Genomic DNA, 16,373 nt, shown 5'->3' with positions numbered 1-16,373 from the left:
CCAAACCAAACGTTGTCCAATTTTGGACGATAGATAGAAAAACAGAATGGCATGTAACCATTCTGTTTCGTGATGTTAACAGGTGCGGATTCTACTTCACTTTTTCTCTTGCTAGCAACTGAGAAATTACTACCAAGACCAAAGAAACAATCAACATCACCGTTGCTAGGGCGTTCACTTCCGGTGAAATGCCCACCTTAACCATGGAGTAAATCTTCAATGGCAAGATTTCGTATGTTGGACCCGTTACAAACGAGCTGATGATCACATCGTCCAAAGACAGGGTAAAGCTCAATAACCAACCTGCGGCAACCGCTGGTTTAGCGAGAGGAAGGATGATCTGTTTCAAGATAACCCACTCGCTTGCACCAAGGTCTTTTGCTGCTTCCAACATTTTCACATCAAAGCCATTTAAGCGACTGTATACAGTTACCACAACGAATGGTAGACAAAAGGTGATGTGAGCAATCAATAGTGTAAAGAAGCCAAGCTGTGCGCCTAATACTAGGAACAGAGCAAGTAATGAAATCGCCATTACAATATCGGGAGACATCATCACGACAAACAGCATGCCGTTTACCGCACCTTTACCTTTGAACGAGTAACGGAATAGGGCAACGGCCGTTAAGCTACCAATGATGGTTGCTGCTGTCGCTGAGAATACCGCTACGTTCAATGAATGCCATGCAGCTTGCATTAGGCTGTCGTTATTTACTAAGGTTTCGTACCATTTCGTGGTGAAACCACCCCATTTCATACCAAATTTGTTGGCATTAAATGAGTTAACAATTAAGACGATGATTGGCAGATACAAAAATGCATACACCAGCGCCATAAAGCTAAATCTAACTGTGCGTCCCATTAGTCTAGCTCCACTTTCTTATTCAATAGTTTGCCTGCTCTGTAGTAAGCGTAAAGCATCACAGCCATTGCGAAGGTGAGGGCGATACTGGTCGCAGCACCAAATGGCCAGTCACGAGCGTTCAATACTTGGCTCTTAATAACGTTACCAATCAGTAGGTTCTTCGCACCACCAAGAAGGTCAGAGATGTAGAACATACCTAGTGCTGGTAGCAGAACCAACAAACAACCACCGATAATGCCAGGCATTGTCAGAGGTAGAATCACTTTCGTAATGGTTTGGAACTTGTTCGCACCAAGATCTTTCGCCGCCTCGATATAAGTGTTGTCCAACTTCTCGATTGCCGAGTAAAGCGGCAGAATCATAAATGGAAGCAGGATGTACACAAGACCAATCATTACTGCTGTTTCGGTGTACATAATACGTAATGGCTTATCGATGATTTCCATCGCCATTAATGATTTGTTCAAAATACCTTGTGTACCCAGAACAATCTTCAGGCCGTAAGTACGGATAAGAGAGTTTGTCCAAAAAGGTACGATAACTAAGAACAACATGAATGGGCGCCATTTCTCTGGCATTTTCGCTATGATGTAAGCAAATGGGTAACCAATTACTAAACACAACAACGTCGCCACGATCGCCATGTAGAACGAGTGCATCAGCACTTTCGCATACAAGGGGTCGAGTAGACGTAAGTAGTTGTCGAAAGTAAATGTCATTTCGATTAAGTTTGCTTCATCACGCGTTAAGAAACTCGTACCGATAATCATCACATTTGGTACCAACACGAAAAGTGTTAACCAACCGACGATTAAGGTAATGATCGCGTTTTGAAGATTAATCTTCTTGCTTATCATTGAGGACTACCTCCCAGCTCTCAACCCAAGTGATAGCGACTTTCTGGCCAAGTGAGTGGTCCACATCAGGATCATCTTCGTTAAAGAATTCGCTAACCATTACACGCATGCCCGAATCCAATTGGATAACTGAATCAAGCGTCATACCTTTATAGGTACGCTCTGTTACGTGACCTACGATGCCTTTTTCTTCAGACTCTTTGATCTCTTCGATACGTAAGTCTTCTGGGCGAAGTAGTACTTGCAGTTTTTCACCTGCTTGCGCTTCCTGATCGTAGTAAACAACAGATTCGACACCTTCGATTTCTGCACGGATACGTTTCTCGTCGATACGCTCTAGCATGGTTGCGTTGAATACGTTGATCTCACCGATAAAGCGAGCAACAAATAGGTTCTTCGGCTCTTCGTAAATCTCACGTGGAGAACCATCCTGCTCGATAACACCATCGCGCATTACAATAATGCGGTCAGACATCGATAGGGCTTCTTCCTGATCGTGCGTAACGAAGATAAAGGTAATACCAAGTTGACGCTGAAGCTGTTTAAGCTCGATTTGCATTTGCTTACGCAGTTTGTAATCAAGTGCCGATAGAGATTCATCTAGCAGCAGTACTTTTGGTTTGTTAACAACCGCACGCGCAATGGCGATACGTTGTTGCTGACCACCAGAAAGCTGATGAGGCTTACGCTGTGCCATTTTTTCTAGGCGCACCATGCGCAGTGCTTCCATTACTCGTGGTTCAATGTCCGCAGTAGGCGTTTTCTGCATACGAAGACCAAAAGCGACATTCTCATATACGGTCATGTGTGGAAACAATGCGTAACTTTGAAATACCGTGTTGACGTGCCTTTGCTCTGCAGGAACCTGTGTTACATCCTGGTCATCCAAAATAATTTGACCGTTATCTGCCGTTTCAAAACCTGCAATCATGCGTAAAACTGTTGTCTTACCACAACCAGAAGGCCCGAGAATCGTCAGAAATTCACCATGATTAACATCCAGATTTAAATTACCGATGATTTCCTTACCATCGAAACTTTTACTAATACCAGATAAACGAATAACTGGCTTTCCTGCTTGCGGTTTTGCGTTCAACGTCTGTATTTCCCCCACGTTCAAGCCGGGATTATCCCAGCTGATGTGACACTAACCATTCACTTTTGAGGCGCGCATCATAATCACCAAAAGTGTGAAATTAAAGCATTTTCTTATCTTGAAACAGAAATAATTTTGCAGGAAAAAGCCATCATTCCTTACCATACTGTTTTTATGAGATTAATTGGCATCTAGACACAGTTTGATAGCACTAAACTTTGTTCAACAATTGTTTCAATTTCATGACCTTGAAAGTGGTTAATTATCAACCATACAGTTGAGATTGCAAGGATTGTAGGTGAGTTGTGATGTTAGATGTGGAAAGATTTCTTTATAATGACGATTACATTAATTGACTGGAATTCCAGTCAAAATTTTACAAGTTAGTCTTGGATAAACTATGAACGACGATTTTGAGAAAGATTTCAATCTTGGGGGGAGTGTAGAGCGAGCTTTGTCTGGCAACTACGAGCTTAAAGCTGGCGCGGTTTTTAACGAAGCTTGGCGAGCAACCATCCAGCACTTTTTATCATTTTCTCCTGCCATTATTGTATTGCTTTTTGTCCAGTTAGGTATTTTCTATATTGCATTAAAACTGCAGTTGGGCGATTTGAGCGTTATTCTTGATGCATTTGAGAACCCAGAGTCGTTCACAAACGATATTGTGTCTTCTATTTATGTCGCGAATTTCAGTTATGAGGTGATTAGCGCACCAATTTATGCGGGGATCAGCTTGATGGCTATGAGCCATGTCGCCGGCCTGAAGACTAAGTTGCGCCATGTTGGAAAGGGGTTGCAGTTCACCATTCCTGTTATTCTAGCAACGCTCATGAGCTTAATGCTACAAGGTGTGGTTGGTATGATTTTTCCTTTACTGTCGCTGTATCTTTCCTTGGCATTTAGTCACTCTATTTTGTTGATTTGTGAGAAAAGGGTGCCACCAATGCAAGCGTTGCTGTTATCACTTCGCGCAATCAACAAGAAGATTTTTGTGGTCGCGGGGCTTTACTTAGGCGTGATGTTAATGTTTATTATTGCAGCAATGTTCTACGGTATTGGCTTGATTTTTGTGCTGCCATTCTTCTTCCATTTGAAAGGCATACTCTACCGCGAAATGTTTGGAATTAAGCTTAAGATCGTTACAACACAGAAAAACGATAATGATCACGATGGTAACTCACAGGTGTTTGATGCCTAATTCTTTGAAATCAATAAGTTTACGAGTGGCGGCAACCTGTATAGCCGCCACTTTTATTTCTATAGGCCCATATTTACACTACGAGAAACAGTTTAAATATGTGGAAAATCCTGACGTACTCTCTGGCAAGATTAAGCATGTCGATTTATCACACTTGCCATACATCGGTGATATCCCAGACTTCAATTCAATAAAAGATACGAAAGAGAAAAAAGCTGCTTTTTTTGATTTTTTAAGGCCTAAAATTGCTCTTGAGAATCAACGAATTCGTCATGAGCGGGCCTTTCTTACCTCTTTAAAGGTGGGACAAGTGACGCAAGAACAACAAGAGTATGCTCAGCGGTTATCATCTCTGTATTCGTTGCCCTTGAGTAACGATAAGATTGATCAAGCATGGCTAGACGAGATGCTTGTGCGAGTGAACGTCTTACCTGAAGCCTTGGTTCTAACTCAAGCGGCAAATGAATCTGCGTGGGGCACTTCTCGTTTTGCTACTCAAGCAAACAACTTGTTCGGCCAATGGTGTTATAAAAAGGGCTGTGGAATTGTTCCAGCGCAACGTGGCGCTAACAAAGTTCATGAAGTTGAAAAATTCGATTCTGTACAACAGTCTGTTCATGGCTACTTTATGAATGTTAATCGAAACCCAGCGTATGCAGACCTGCGTGAAATCAGAACATCTCTGGCTGAAAAGAACAAGGGCTTGTTAACGGTTGCAACCGCGTCAGAGTTAACGCATGGGTTGCTAGCCTATTCTGAACGTGGCATCGCCTATGTACACGATCTTCGCGCTATGATTCGTCATAACAACGCCTACTGGACGCAATAAAATAACGGATAAAATGAAAAAGTTAAGCCTAAGTCTATTGGGAAGTGCGGCGCTAATTCTTGTATCGCCGATAACCCAAGCTCAAGAGTACATGTTCACGTACTCAAAGTTATACACTCAACTAAAAAACAACAATAAAGAAGGGCATGACGATGTGAAAGTTGGTGTCTTTTTTGTGGACGCAAAAACTAAACAAATTTGTACGATAGAAAAAGCTTGGATGGAAAAAGAAGAGCACTATGAAGAGTTTGTTATCCCTGCTTCACAAGAGTTGCCTTTACCTGTTGATAAAAACTTAAAGTCAGCGAATCCGTTGGTTTTTATCGATACCCCAAAAGATACACGTTGCGATTACTCACTTGTCGTGATGACCAAAGAACCATTACAGGGTAACGTTTCTTACGAGCAACTTAAGCCTCTTCTACCTCAAATGCAGACGATGCTGGAAGATTTAGGCGGTATGTTTGCGGGTTGGTTTACACCGGAAGTTCAAGGTGTGACGATGGAGTTTGCAAATCAACTGAATGATAAAGTGATTTTCTCAAACGGAACCGAAAAGCCAATTGTCAATGGCAAGATACAAGTCGCACTAAGTGAAATAGGGCAAGGTGGCACAATGACACTACCAGAACCGACGATGCGAGTGTTACCTTATCTACCTAACGCAAAGAAATGAACACTGAACGTTTAGAAAGGGCTGCAATCGCAGCTCTTTTTTAATTTTGACCGTAACTAAAGTATCTTTCACACTCTTTTCTTAAAGACTCAATAAGACAAGCATTTAATCCTGCGTAAAAAGCTCGTATAATCCACGCCCCAAAGAAACCCATGTTAGGAAGTCCTAGTCGATTTATCGGCGATGTGAGAGCCCGCAATGAACCAAATAGATACAAGAAAAGAAACCCTAGAATTCAACAAGCTTCAGAAACGCCTAAGAAGACATGTTGGAAATGCCATTACTGATTACAACATGATCGAAGAAGGCGATGTTGTAATGGCATGTATTAGCGGTGGTAAAGATTCATTCGCGATGCTTGATATCCTGCTGAATCTTCAAAAAGCCGCACCGATCAAATTTGAAGTGGTTGCGGTAAACCTAGACCAAAAACAACCGGGCTTCCCTGAGCACATTCTGCCAGAGTATTTCGAAACACTGAATATCCCTTACTATATCGTCGATAAGGACACGTATTCCGTCGTAAAAGAGAAGGTACCAGAAGGCAAAACCACTTGTGGTCTGTGTTCACGCCTGCGACGTGGTACGCTGTATTCATTTGCAGAGAAGATTGGTGCAACTAAGCTTGCGCTAGGTCATCACATGGATGACATCGTCGAAACAATGTTCTTGAATATGTTCCACGGCTCTCGCCTTAAAGCGATGCCACCAAAGCTACGCTCTGATGATGGCCGTAACGTGGTCATTCGTCCATTGACTTACTGTCGTGAAAAAGATTTGATCAAATACGCTGAGCACAAGGATTTCCCAATAATTCCGTGTAACCTTTGTGGCTCTCAAGAGAACCTTCAGCGTCAATCTATAAAAGCAATGTTGATTGAATGGGATAAGAAGACGCCAGGGCGTGTGGAAGCAATTTTTAAATCAATTCAAAACGTAAGCCCAAGCCAACTAGCAGACCGCGAATTGTTCGACTTTGTTAACTTACCGCTAGATCGTGAAGGTAACCGCGAAGAGTATGAATTTAATGAGGCTGTCGTTTCTTCGACGAATATTGATGAATCGATGTTCATCGATGTTACGAACATCTAACTCGTAAAAAAGGAGGTTAATTAGACCTCCTTTTTTGTACCCAACGCTTTAACTGTTCCCAAACAAAAATCCCCCTGTATTCGGGGGATTTATTAGCGCTTATTTGAAAGCGCTCAATACATAGCAATACTAAAGAGAGATTAGGTTGCTGTATTTGGGTCGAGAGGGCTAATGTAGCCTTTTGGTTTTAGAGCCAACACGTCGCAATTTATTTTATCAATTACGTGCTCCGCTGTATTACCAATAAAGACAGCAGAAAGCCCTGTTCGCCCTGTGGTACCTAAAATAACCATTGCTGCGTTCAAGCGCTCTGCAGCTGCCGGAATGACATCTTCAGGTAAACCTTGCTCAACTATCGTTTGTTCTTCATCAAGACCATGTTTTTGGCGTAGTGCTTTCATAGCCGTTAAATGATGACCTCGCACTGCATCGGTATAAGTCGTTGGGTCAAATTCAGGAAGTTCAATCGTAATGTTCGCCGGTGTAACGGGGTAGGCGTTAACAAGATATGGCTTGGCCTCAAGCCGAGTGGTGATTTCTTTTAATCGCTCGACCATCGTATCGTTGAGATCAATATGAGTCGGGTTTTCTGAGCCCACATGTACTGAGGCAAGGATACTTGCTTGTTCCGGCCAAGCAGCATTCTTAATAAGAAGCACTGGAATAGGGCATTTTCGCAACAAGTGCCAATCTGTCGGTGTGAAAATGACAGACTCTAAAACATCATGCTTACGTGTGCCTTTGATGACTAGGTCATGATTGCCTGCATAGACTTCAGCAATAATCGCCTCATAAGGGCGGTTGTGCCAGACAACACAAACATCAAAGTCGAAGCCATCGTTTAGGTATGGTTGAGCAATTTTACGCATCCACTGCTCACGCTGATGAATGACACCTCGACGCATAGCATCTCTTTCATCCACTGATAGCATTGACGTCATGTCATACGAGAAATCGTAAATGGATAAAAAGAAAGTGATTCGGCTTCTAGATACACTTTTCTGAGCTAATTGAACAGCTCTTGCAAGTGCGGGCTGCTCATCATTATTGATGTCAGCTACAACAAGGATCTTACTGTATATACTCATAACTAAGCCCACTTCTATTGCAAAACCAGATACTGAATGTAAATTAAATCAGTATTTTGGAGTACTCACCGTACATTTTTACTGTAGCTTAGTTTGGAGAACTTTTTGAGGACTTTCGAAAGGAATTTATGAGAAATATGATGTAGCTCATTTTCGAGCTACATCAATAATTAGGGTGTATTATTCTTTAGTTACACCAGCAAGTTCCATCAATGCATCGTGGTCTAAGATAGTGATATATTTACCTTTTACGCTTAGGATCTCAGATTTCTGGAAACGACCTAACAAACGACTGATCGTTTCGACTGTAAGACCAAGGTAGTTGCCAATATCACCACGAGTCATAGTTAAACGAAACTCTCTAGGGCTGAAGCCACGCTGAGAAAAACGCGTTGATAGGTTGTAAAGGAAAGCAGCTAGTCGCTCTTCTGCGTTCTTTTTAGAAAGAAGCAAAATCATTTCCTGATCACCTTTAATTTCGTTACTCATCAAACGCATGATTTGCTGGCGAAGCTTAGGCATTTTACCCGATAGATCGTCTAAAATTTCGTATGGGATTTCACATACCATCGACGTTTCGAGTGCTTGAGCAAAGCTAGGGTGGGAGTCACCAGTGATAGCATCGAAACCGACTAAGTCTCCAGCTAAGTGAAACGCTGTGATTTGCTCATCACCTTGCTCTGTGATCGTATAGCTCTTGATGGTACCAGAGCGGATAGCGTATAGCGATTTTAGCTCATCACCGGCCTTAAAAAGCTCTTGTCCTTTTTGAATAGGCTTCTTACGTTCGATGATTTGGTCAAGCTGATCAAGTTCTGCCTCATTTAGAGTGAACGGGATACACAGTTGACTAATGCTACAATCTTGGCAATGAATGGCGCAACCGCCTGATTGGATACGCTTTGTTGCAGGTTTTTCAGAAATCATAACAACCTTTCACTATTTGATATACATCAATATTTTAGCATCGCTTAATCCTAAAGGGTAGCAAAAATGTCACCTCAATAGAGTTTAACGTTATATGAAACCGAGTAACGCTAAGGCTCCTACAGCGGTATACGTACCATAGCCAATAAGGATTAATGCTGAAATATTTCTAAATATTAATGATTTTTGTAATTTCTGAAAATGATTGGCACCGTATCCAATAATAAGCATTGCAGGTAGCGTTCCGAGCCCAAACGCAAGCATAATTAGGCCGCCGTTCATCGCACTACCAGAAACCGCCGACCAAGTAAGCGCTGAATAAACTAAGCCACATGGTAACCAACCCCAAATAAAGCCAAATGGCAACGCGTGAAGAGGATGCTTTAGTGGCAACAGATTCTTCCCTGCCGGCGAGATAAAGCGCCAGATATACTGCCCTAGCTTTTCTATTAAAAGTAAGCCTTGCCACCATTTAGCAATATACAGCGCGACCAGGAACATGAATAACGCAGCAATCAGCCTTAACCAAGCAAGAGAGTGCGTTAACCCACTAAGCTCAGATAAACCTGATATAGCACCACCCACTAATGCACCTATTAAGGTATAACTGATCAATCGTCCGAGGTTGTAGAAGAGGGGGATAAGAGGGGTAGTTTTATTTTTAGCAGAAGAGCCCATGGTAAGTAGAGACGCGATACCACCACACATACCCATACAATGACCGGCTCCTACTAAGCCGATCATCAACGCACCGATAAAATCAGGAGTCATAAAGGTCGCTACTTTTTATCACTATTAGATTGGTCTTCTTCGTCGAGAAGAATGTTGTGCCCTTGCCGTTCAAGATCTTCAAACTGATCGCTTCTTACCGCCCAAAGAAAAACGGCGACAGCAACACAAACGAGAACGATAGCGATGGGAATCAATATATAAAGACTTTCCATGTTTGCTTTCTCTACTTATTTCTCTTTGAGCAGGCGCAAAGAGTTAGATACAACGATAATTGAGCTTGCAGACATGCCAACTACTGCAATGTAGGGAGCCACTAAACCTGCGACCGCCAAAGGCAAAATTAACAGGTTGTAACCCAAAGACCAAGCCAAGTTTTCTCGAATAATCTTTCTTGTACGCAGTGCAAGCAAACGTGCTTCTAGTAGCTTTTCGAGATTATCCCCAAGTAACGTCATATCTGCAGAAGCTTTAGCGACATCTGTACCACCGCCCATTGCGACAGAAAGGTGAGCTCCGGCGAGAGTCGGCGCGTCATTGATTCCATCACCAACCATCATAGTGATACTGTTTTCGTCCAAGCTCTTAAGGTATGCAAGCTTATCTTCTGGCTTTGCTGACGCGACGATGTGATCGATACCAATTTCATTCGCCACTGGTTGGGCGTTTGAGAGAGAATCACCAGTTAGCAGGGTTGTCTTAATTCCAGCGTCAGCAAAACGTTGAATAAAGGCTTTGCTTTCTTTTCGGATAGGGTCGCGGTAGTAAAAGCTAGCGACATGCTTGCCATCAACCGACAGATAGACCGCCTGGCTTTCACCACTTTCTTTGCCTTGAACAAAAGCAGCACTACCTATCTTAACGATTTTGCCATTCCACATACCCTCAATCCCTGAACCAATCACGTTTTGCACGTCAGACACGATAAAGTCATCATTGGTGTAAGTTGCAAAAGAACGAGCGATAGGGTGGTTTGCATGAGCCTCTAAAGCTGCAGCTAGTGATAGACAATCTTTCTGTGGGAGATCACTAAGTATCTTTGTTTCACAGATCTCAATATCACCTTTCGTTAGAGTGCCTGTTTTATCTACAACTAAGTGGTTGATCTTACATAGTGTCTCAAACACATGGCCTTTACGAAGTAAAATGCCAAAATTACCCATTCTAGAGGTAGCACAAGTGAGTGCGGTCGGTGTGGCCAGAGATAGCGCACATGGACACGTAGCGACTAGCACAGACAGCATGATCCAAAACGCATCATCTGGTTTTGTTTGATGCCAGTAAAACCAAGTACCAGCAGAGATAATAAGAATCACACCAACAAAGTAACGGGCGACAATGTCTGCAATTTCCGCAATTTTAGGTTTGGAGTGTTGAGCTTCATCTTGTAAACGCACGATGTTAGAAATCATTGAATCGGCCTTTGAGCTTACTACCTCAAGTTCAAATGATTCGTCTCCGTTTAGCGTTCCCGCATAAACAATATCGCCTTCTCGTTTCACAACATGCACTGACTCACCCGTTAGCATGGATTCATCAATATGAATACGGCCTGAAATAACTTTACCGTCAGCGGGGATATGTTCACCAGGTAGAACGCGAATACGAACGCCAACTTTTAGCGTCTTCACGGGTATCTGATCACCGTCCAGCGTTGTAGCAATTGCCGGAATCAACTTAAGAAGGTTACCACTCGCTGCAGCAGCTTTGCGACGAGCGCGCATCTCTAAGAATCGACCTACTAACAAAAAGAAGGTAAACATCGAGATAGATTCAAAGAAGACTTCGCCTTGTTCAGTTACTGTTGCAACTAAACTTGCAACATAGGCAAAGATCAACGCAATAGAAACCGGGACATCCATACCAAGGGTTCGGCCTTTGATACTGCGCCATGCGTTTAAGTAAAATGGAAGAGCGGAATAAAGCAAAACAGGAGTAGCAAAAATCAAACTTACCCAACGAAAGTAACTTTTAAACTCTGGCTCTAAATCACCAAAGACTTCGAGATACAGTGCAACGGCGAGCATCATGACCTGCATGGTTGCTAAACCTGCAATACCTAGCCGATATAGATATTGCTTCATCATTCGATGGTAAGAGGCTTCTTGCTTATCTGCTTCAAAAGGTGCAGCTTTGTAACCAAGTTTATGAATAACGGAAAGGAGCTCGCTTAACCGTACCTGAGTTTTATCCCATGCTAGTAACGCTCGATTGGTGGTTGTATTAACACGGATAGATACCAACCCGGCCGTATTAGAAACTTGCTTTTCGATTAACCACGCACAAGCGGCACATGAAACGCCTTCCAAAGAAAGGGTTACTTCAGAAACATTTTCGCGATTTCGTACGAATTCAGATTGTACATCCGCATTGTCATAATGAATTAAAGCTTGGAGTTGCTCTGGTACTAGATCTGCCTTTTCTGCAGGCGCAGTGCGGTATTGGTAATATGATACAAGACCACTATCGACAATAGTCTGCGCCACAGTTTCGCAGCCCGGACAACACATGTCGCGAATTTCACCCAATATTTCTACTTTGAAATCCGTGTTGGCTGGTACATCTTCACCGCAGTGATAACAGGATTTACACATATGCTTACTTCATTAACGGTGTTGAAGAGGCAGGAAACTCAACTTTACCTTGGATCATCCATTGCTTGTCGTGTGGTTGTAGTTCAACAAACCATGGTCCTTGAATAGATTCCTCAGCTTTTAGTCGGTAATTACCAGATGCATCCGCTGTTACAAGCTTTGTGAAGTCACGATCAGGAAGAGTACGATGAGTGAAAGTGGCCGTTAGAGCAGGGTAATGAGGTAGCTTCCCTTTAGCGAAAACAATCACAACATTGTTATTTTCAGAGGAAATCTCAGCGTTAAGACCTAGGTCACGAGCGACATTCATTTTACTAATGTCGATATTAATGCCTTTGCCTTTTTTATAGTAATCCTCGGCGACTAAAGAAACAGAGTTGTTCGAGAAAACGACCACAGTAATCACAGTCCAAACTACGACAGTAAGAGGAAGGATGATTAGGAACCACGGCCAAAATTGTTTATACCAAGGCTTTACCATAAAAAAGTTCTCAACAGCTAAATGAAAAAATGTAAGGCGTTAAATTTAAAGGAAAGACAGCCCCTATGAAAGGGGCTGTTATTGCTATGTTACGTAATATCTCAGTTACTTACTCTCTGAGTTACTTAAACTCCAGACATATGAGGCAACGAGCTGAACTTTATCTTCACCCAAAATGTCTTTCCACGCAGGCATTACGCCTGAGCGTCCGTTCATTACGGTTTCTGTTACAGCTGCACGAGAGTCACCAAATAACCAGTCTTGGTCTGTAAGGTCAGGCGCACCGACTGCAGGGTTACCCTTACCATCGGTACCATGACAAGCAGCACACACTACGAAGCGTGCTTTACCTGCCGCGGCTTCACGAGCATTTACTTTACGACCAGATAAACTAAGTGTGTAACTTACAACTTCTTGAACACCTTGCTCACCAAGGGCATCTTTCCATGCTGGCATTTGACCAATACGGCCGTGCATGATGGTTGTAACGATCGCTGCTGGCTCGCCACCATATAGCCATGCATCATCAGTCAGGTTAGGGAAGCCTTTCTGACCACGTGCATCAGAGCCATGGCATTGAGAACAGTTTTGCAAAAACAAACGCTGACCAACTTTTAATGCTTCAGGATCTTGCGCAATTTCAGGAATTGGGCGTAGACCACTGTCATTGTGCGCAAGTTTACGGAATGCTTCGCCGAAGTAAGCGTCGGCATCATCCAGTTCTTTTGCATATTGGTTTAGTTGCTTGTTCTCTTGTGCTGCAGCGATGGCTTCTTTTGACTCTTCTAGTGAGCGAACGGTTTGAGCCGAACTCTGCCAGTTTAAAAAGCCCTTGAAGCTACCTAGACCTGGGAATAGGGCAAGGTAAACTGCTGAGAACACAAATGTGCTTACAAACAGGTAAGTCCACCACTTTGGTAGAGGGTTGTTTAGCTCGCGAATACCATCGTACTCGTGGCCCATGTCTTCCCCTTCCTCGACGCCCATTTTATCTTTAGCGCACCAAGTCAGGAGAATCGCACAGCCTACTAGCGTACCGACAGTAATCACGATAATCCAGAGACTCCAGAATGTAGTCATTACTTCTTCACTCCTTGGTTATTAGGGGTCTTTTGTTCTTCGTCAGCAAACACCAAGTTGGCATCTTCTTCAAAGCGTGCTTTACGCTTTTTACTAAATGCCCACCATACGATGCCAATAAAACTAGCGAAGAGTACAACGGTATAAATACTATGAATTGTACCGAAATCCATATGATCCCCTTACTTCATTGCATGACCAAGAGACTGAAGGTAAGCGATGATTGCATCCATCTCTGTTTTACCTTCTACTTCTTTAGCCGAATTCGCGATCTCTTCATCAGTGTATGGAACGCCGAACTGATCACGAAATAGCTCAAGTTTCTTCTGAGTTAGCTTACCGTCTAAAACGTTTTCAGCTAGCCACGGGAAACCTGGCATGTTTGACTCAGGTACAAGCTCACGAGGATCTAACAGGTGAACACGGTGCCATTCGTCAGAATAACGACCACCAACACGAGCTAAATCCGGGCCTGTACGCTTAGAGCCCCAAAGGAATGGGTGTTCCCAAACACTCTCACCAGCAACAGAGTAGTGACCGTAACGTTCAGTCTCTGAGCGGAAAGGACGAACCATCTGGCTGTGACAAACGTTACAACCTTCACGGATGTAGATATCACGACCTTCCATCTCCAAAGGAGTGTAAGCGCGCAGATTTTCTACAGGTTCAGTCGTTTGCTTTTGGAAAATCAGAGGAGTGATCTCTACAAGAGCACCCCAACTGATAGCAAACACGATAAAAATAGCCAACAAACCGACATTACGTTCTAAGATTTCATGGCGATTATTAGAATTATTACTCATTCTTAAATCTCCTTATGCCGGATGTGGGATAGCTTTTAGGCTTTCTTTAGGTGCACTTACCGTTTTGTACGTGTTGTATGCCATTAGGAACATACCTGATAGGAAGATAAATCCGCCTAGGAAACGTACAAAGTAGAAAGGATAAGACGCTTCTACAGATTCAACAAAGCTGTAAGTTAGCGTACCGTCAGAGTTAACCGCGCGCCACATAAGACCTTGCATTACACCAGAGATCCACATCGCAACGATGTAAAGAACGGTACCGATTGTTGCTAGCCAGAAATGCACATTAACTAGACCAACAGAGTACATACGCTCTTGGCCAAATAGGCGAGGTACCAAGTGATATACAGAGCCGATAGAGACCATCGCAACCCAACCTAACGCACCAGAGTGAACGTGACCAATGGTCCAGTCTGTGTAGTGAGAAAGTGCGTTAACCGTCTTAATCGACATCATCGGGCCTTCAAAGGTAGACATACCGTAGAACGACAGTGAAACGATTAGGAAACGTAGGATAGGGTCATAACGAAGCTTATGCCATGCACCAGATAACGTCATAATACCGTTGATCATACCACCCCAAGAAGGAGCAAATAGAACCAGCGACATAACCATACCTAGAGACTGAGTCCAGTCTGGCAGCGCTGTATAATGAAGGTGGTGAGGGCCTGCCCAAATATATAGAGAAATAAGTGCCCAGAAGTGAACGATAGATAGACGGTAAGAATAAACAGGACGTTCAGCTTGTTTAGGAACGAAGTAGTACATCATACCTAGGAAACCAGCGGTCAGTAGGAAACCTACCGCATTGTGTCCATACCACCACTGAACCATCGCATCCACTGCGCCCGAGTAAATCGAGTAAGATTTACCAAGTGACACAGGAATAGCCATGCTGTTCACGATGTGAAGTACTGCTACTGTGATAATAAAGGCACCGAAGAACCAGTTTGCCACATAAATATGTGACGTGTTTCGCTTCACTAGTGTGCCGAAGAACACCACCGCATATGATACCCATACTAGCGCAATTGCGATATCAATAGGCCATTCTAGCTCAGCATACTCTTTACCCGATGTTAAACCGAGAGGCAAAGTAATGGCTGCTGCCAGGATGATTGCTTGCCAACCCCAAAAGGTGAAGGCAACGAGTGGGCCACCAAAAAGACGTGTTTGACATGTGCGCTGTACAACATAATAAGACGTTGCGAACAGAGCACTGGTACCAAACGCAAAAATTACCGCATTAGTATGCAGTGGACGTAAGCGACTGTACGTCAACCACGGCGTATCAAAGTTTAGCTGTGGCCAAACTAATTGAGCGGCAATCAAAACACCAACAGCCATACCAACTATGCCCCATAAAATGGTCACAAGGGTAAATTGGCGAACGACTGTATAGTTGTAGTTTTGTTCAAGCTGCTTTACTTGGCTCATTTGCATGCTTCCAATTTCTAATTAACTACACTTTTACTTCCAACACGACTTGCGTCGTAACACCACCCAAGTAAACTCTAGAATTCAAGTGTTATCATCACCTTATTTCCATTGCTGACTTTAATAAAAAGTGGCATTTTCAGCGTGACACTATACTTGAATTAACAATTCAATGACAGGGTAGTAACCTTACTGGACCTCTGGAAATCATTTTTTATTTAAAAAGTTTGAAGTTTGTAACAAGGATATTAGTAATTATGCCTGCACAAAAGTTAACAAAGGCGCGACTTGCACAAATCTTAATCATGCTCAGTGTTTTAATAGGCGCATTTTTCTGGCGTACCTTTACACACGAGAGTGTTAATAGCGTTGACTGTTCACAAAAAGAACGATGCGATGTAACAATTGAAGGAGAAATAATCACGATTAATCGTGATTCAATGGGAATTTCGCTCGAAACGACAGAAAGTAGCACTCTAAAAATTGATCTAAATCAATCTGGTAATTTTATCAATCTCAACGAGAAGCATAAGTCATTAGTAGAATGGGACATCATGCCTGAATCGAAAAAAATCACCTTTAAAAAAGGTGAAAACATTGTTGTAGTTCAATTATAAA

18 protein-coding genes are annotated in these 16,373 nt (G+C 42.9%); 5 read left to right on the top strand and 13 right to left on the bottom strand.

The genetic code is table 11. The features are described 5' to 3' along the window. Positions 1 to 91: 91 nt before the first annotated feature. Genes potC through potA form a run of 3 tightly spaced genes read right to left on the bottom strand, consistent with a single transcriptional unit; the run spans position 92 to position 2,818 of the window. Complete coding sequence (potC, locus tag J4N43_RS07750; RefSeq protein WP_005389180.1) at positions 92 to 862, bottom strand: spermidine/putrescine ABC transporter permease PotC; 771 nt, start codon at positions 860 to 862, stop codon at positions 92 to 94. Continuing rightward, a complete protein-coding gene (gene potB / locus J4N43_RS07745) occupies positions 862 to 1,722 on the bottom strand; it encodes a spermidine/putrescine ABC transporter permease PotB (RefSeq protein ID WP_005377512.1) in 861 nt (286 codons plus the stop codon). Before potB ends, potC begins: the two co-directional genes overlap by 1 nt. Further along, positions 1,703 to 2,818, bottom strand: coding sequence for a spermidine/putrescine ABC transporter ATP-binding protein PotA (potA, locus tag J4N43_RS07740; RefSeq protein WP_017634901.1), 1,116 nt, complete (start codon positions 2,816 to 2,818; stop codon positions 1,703 to 1,705). Before potA ends, potB begins: the two co-directional genes overlap by 20 nt. 400 nt (positions 2,819 to 3,218) lie before the next feature. Here potA and J4N43_RS07735 point away from each other — a divergent pair, with 400 nt between their 5' ends. From J4N43_RS07735 to ttcA, 4 genes are all read left to right on the top strand, one after another. Then, positions 3,219 to 4,016, top strand: coding sequence for a DUF2189 domain-containing protein (locus J4N43_RS07735; protein WP_005389175.1), 798 nt, complete (start codon positions 3,219 to 3,221; stop codon positions 4,014 to 4,016). Next, the gene (locus tag J4N43_RS07730) at positions 4,009 to 4,845 is read left to right on the top strand and encodes a glucosaminidase domain-containing protein (protein WP_017634900.1); all 837 of its coding nucleotides are present in this window, start codon (positions 4,009 to 4,011) and stop codon (positions 4,843 to 4,845) included. The genes J4N43_RS07735 and J4N43_RS07730 overlap by 8 nt, the downstream gene beginning before the upstream one ends. A gap of 13 nt (positions 4,846 to 4,858) precedes the next feature. Then, on the top strand, positions 4,859 to 5,521 hold the full coding sequence (locus J4N43_RS07725; protein WP_042522976.1) for a DUF2987 domain-containing protein: 663 nt from the start codon (positions 4,859 to 4,861) through the stop codon (positions 5,519 to 5,521). A gap of 198 nt (positions 5,522 to 5,719) precedes the next feature. Next, positions 5,720 to 6,613 (top strand): tRNA 2-thiocytidine(32) synthetase TtcA, encoded by an 894-nt coding sequence (ttcA, locus tag J4N43_RS07720; RefSeq protein ID WP_005377502.1) that lies wholly within the window; start codon positions 5,720 to 5,722, stop codon positions 6,611 to 6,613. Between the two features lie 140 nt (positions 6,614 to 6,753). Here the strand turns inward: ttcA and uspE are convergent, their stop codons facing one another. The 10 genes from uspE to ccoN form a co-directional block, all read right to left on the bottom strand. Beyond that, positions 6,754 to 7,701 (bottom strand): universal stress protein UspE, encoded by a 948-nt coding sequence (gene uspE / locus J4N43_RS07715; protein ID WP_005377500.1) that lies wholly within the window; start codon positions 7,699 to 7,701, stop codon positions 6,754 to 6,756. A gap of 180 nt (positions 7,702 to 7,881) precedes the next feature. Continuing rightward, positions 7,882 to 8,628 carry a fumarate/nitrate reduction transcriptional regulator Fnr gene (fnr, locus tag J4N43_RS07710; RefSeq protein ID WP_005377497.1) on the bottom strand — a complete coding sequence of 249 codons (747 nt, stop codon included), beginning with the start codon at positions 8,626 to 8,628 and terminating at the stop codon, positions 7,882 to 7,884. A gap of 90 nt (positions 8,629 to 8,718) precedes the next feature. Beyond that, positions 8,719 to 9,399, bottom strand: a complete 681-nt coding sequence (locus tag J4N43_RS07705; protein ID WP_062730610.1) for a sulfite exporter TauE/SafE family protein — start codon at positions 9,397 to 9,399, stop codon at positions 8,719 to 8,721. 8 nt (positions 9,400 to 9,407) lie between these two features. Further along, a complete protein-coding gene (gene ccoS / locus J4N43_RS07700) occupies positions 9,408 to 9,572 on the bottom strand; it encodes a cbb3-type cytochrome oxidase assembly protein CcoS (RefSeq protein WP_005377493.1) in 165 nt (54 codons plus the stop codon). Between the two features lie 15 nt (positions 9,573 to 9,587). Continuing rightward, complete coding sequence (locus tag J4N43_RS07695; protein WP_042522977.1) at positions 9,588 to 11,951, bottom strand: heavy metal translocating P-type ATPase; 2,364 nt, start codon at positions 11,949 to 11,951, stop codon at positions 9,588 to 9,590. A 4-nt stretch (positions 11,952 to 11,955) separates the two neighbouring features. Beyond that, entirely contained in the window at positions 11,956 to 12,432 is a 477-nt protein-coding gene (locus J4N43_RS07690; protein ID WP_005377489.1) for a FixH family protein, read from the bottom strand. A 105-nt stretch (positions 12,433 to 12,537) separates the two neighbouring features. Continuing rightward, complete coding sequence (gene ccoP / locus J4N43_RS07685) at positions 12,538 to 13,512, bottom strand: cytochrome-c oxidase, cbb3-type subunit III (RefSeq protein ID WP_062730609.1); 975 nt, start codon at positions 13,510 to 13,512, stop codon at positions 12,538 to 12,540. After that, complete coding sequence (locus J4N43_RS07680) at positions 13,512 to 13,685, bottom strand: cbb3-type cytochrome oxidase subunit 3 (RefSeq protein WP_005377485.1); 174 nt, start codon at positions 13,683 to 13,685, stop codon at positions 13,512 to 13,514. The genes ccoP and J4N43_RS07680 overlap by 1 nt, the downstream gene beginning before the upstream one ends. A gap of 9 nt (positions 13,686 to 13,694) precedes the next feature. After that, on the bottom strand, positions 13,695 to 14,315 hold the full coding sequence (gene ccoO, locus J4N43_RS07675; protein WP_005377475.1) for a cytochrome-c oxidase, cbb3-type subunit II: 621 nt from the start codon (positions 14,313 to 14,315) through the stop codon (positions 13,695 to 13,697). Between the two features lie 12 nt (positions 14,316 to 14,327). Then, entirely contained in the window at positions 14,328 to 15,755 is a 1,428-nt protein-coding gene (ccoN, locus tag J4N43_RS07670) for a cytochrome-c oxidase, cbb3-type subunit I (RefSeq protein ID WP_005396488.1), read from the bottom strand. A 257-nt stretch (positions 15,756 to 16,012) separates the two neighbouring features. On the opposite strand from ccoN, the gene J4N43_RS07665 reads away from it, so the two are divergent. Continuing rightward, positions 16,013 to 16,372 (top strand): hypothetical protein, encoded by a 360-nt coding sequence (locus J4N43_RS07665; protein WP_062730608.1) that lies wholly within the window; start codon positions 16,013 to 16,015, stop codon positions 16,370 to 16,372. The last annotated feature ends 1 nt before the right edge of the window (position 16,373 follow it).

The sequence above is a fragment of the Vibrio sp. SCSIO 43009 genome (assembly GCF_023716525.1).
GTDB classification, from domain to species: Bacteria; Pseudomonadota; Gammaproteobacteria; order Enterobacterales; family Vibrionaceae; genus Vibrio; species Vibrio alginolyticus.
This window is presented reverse-complemented; position numbering and strand designations above follow the sequence as displayed.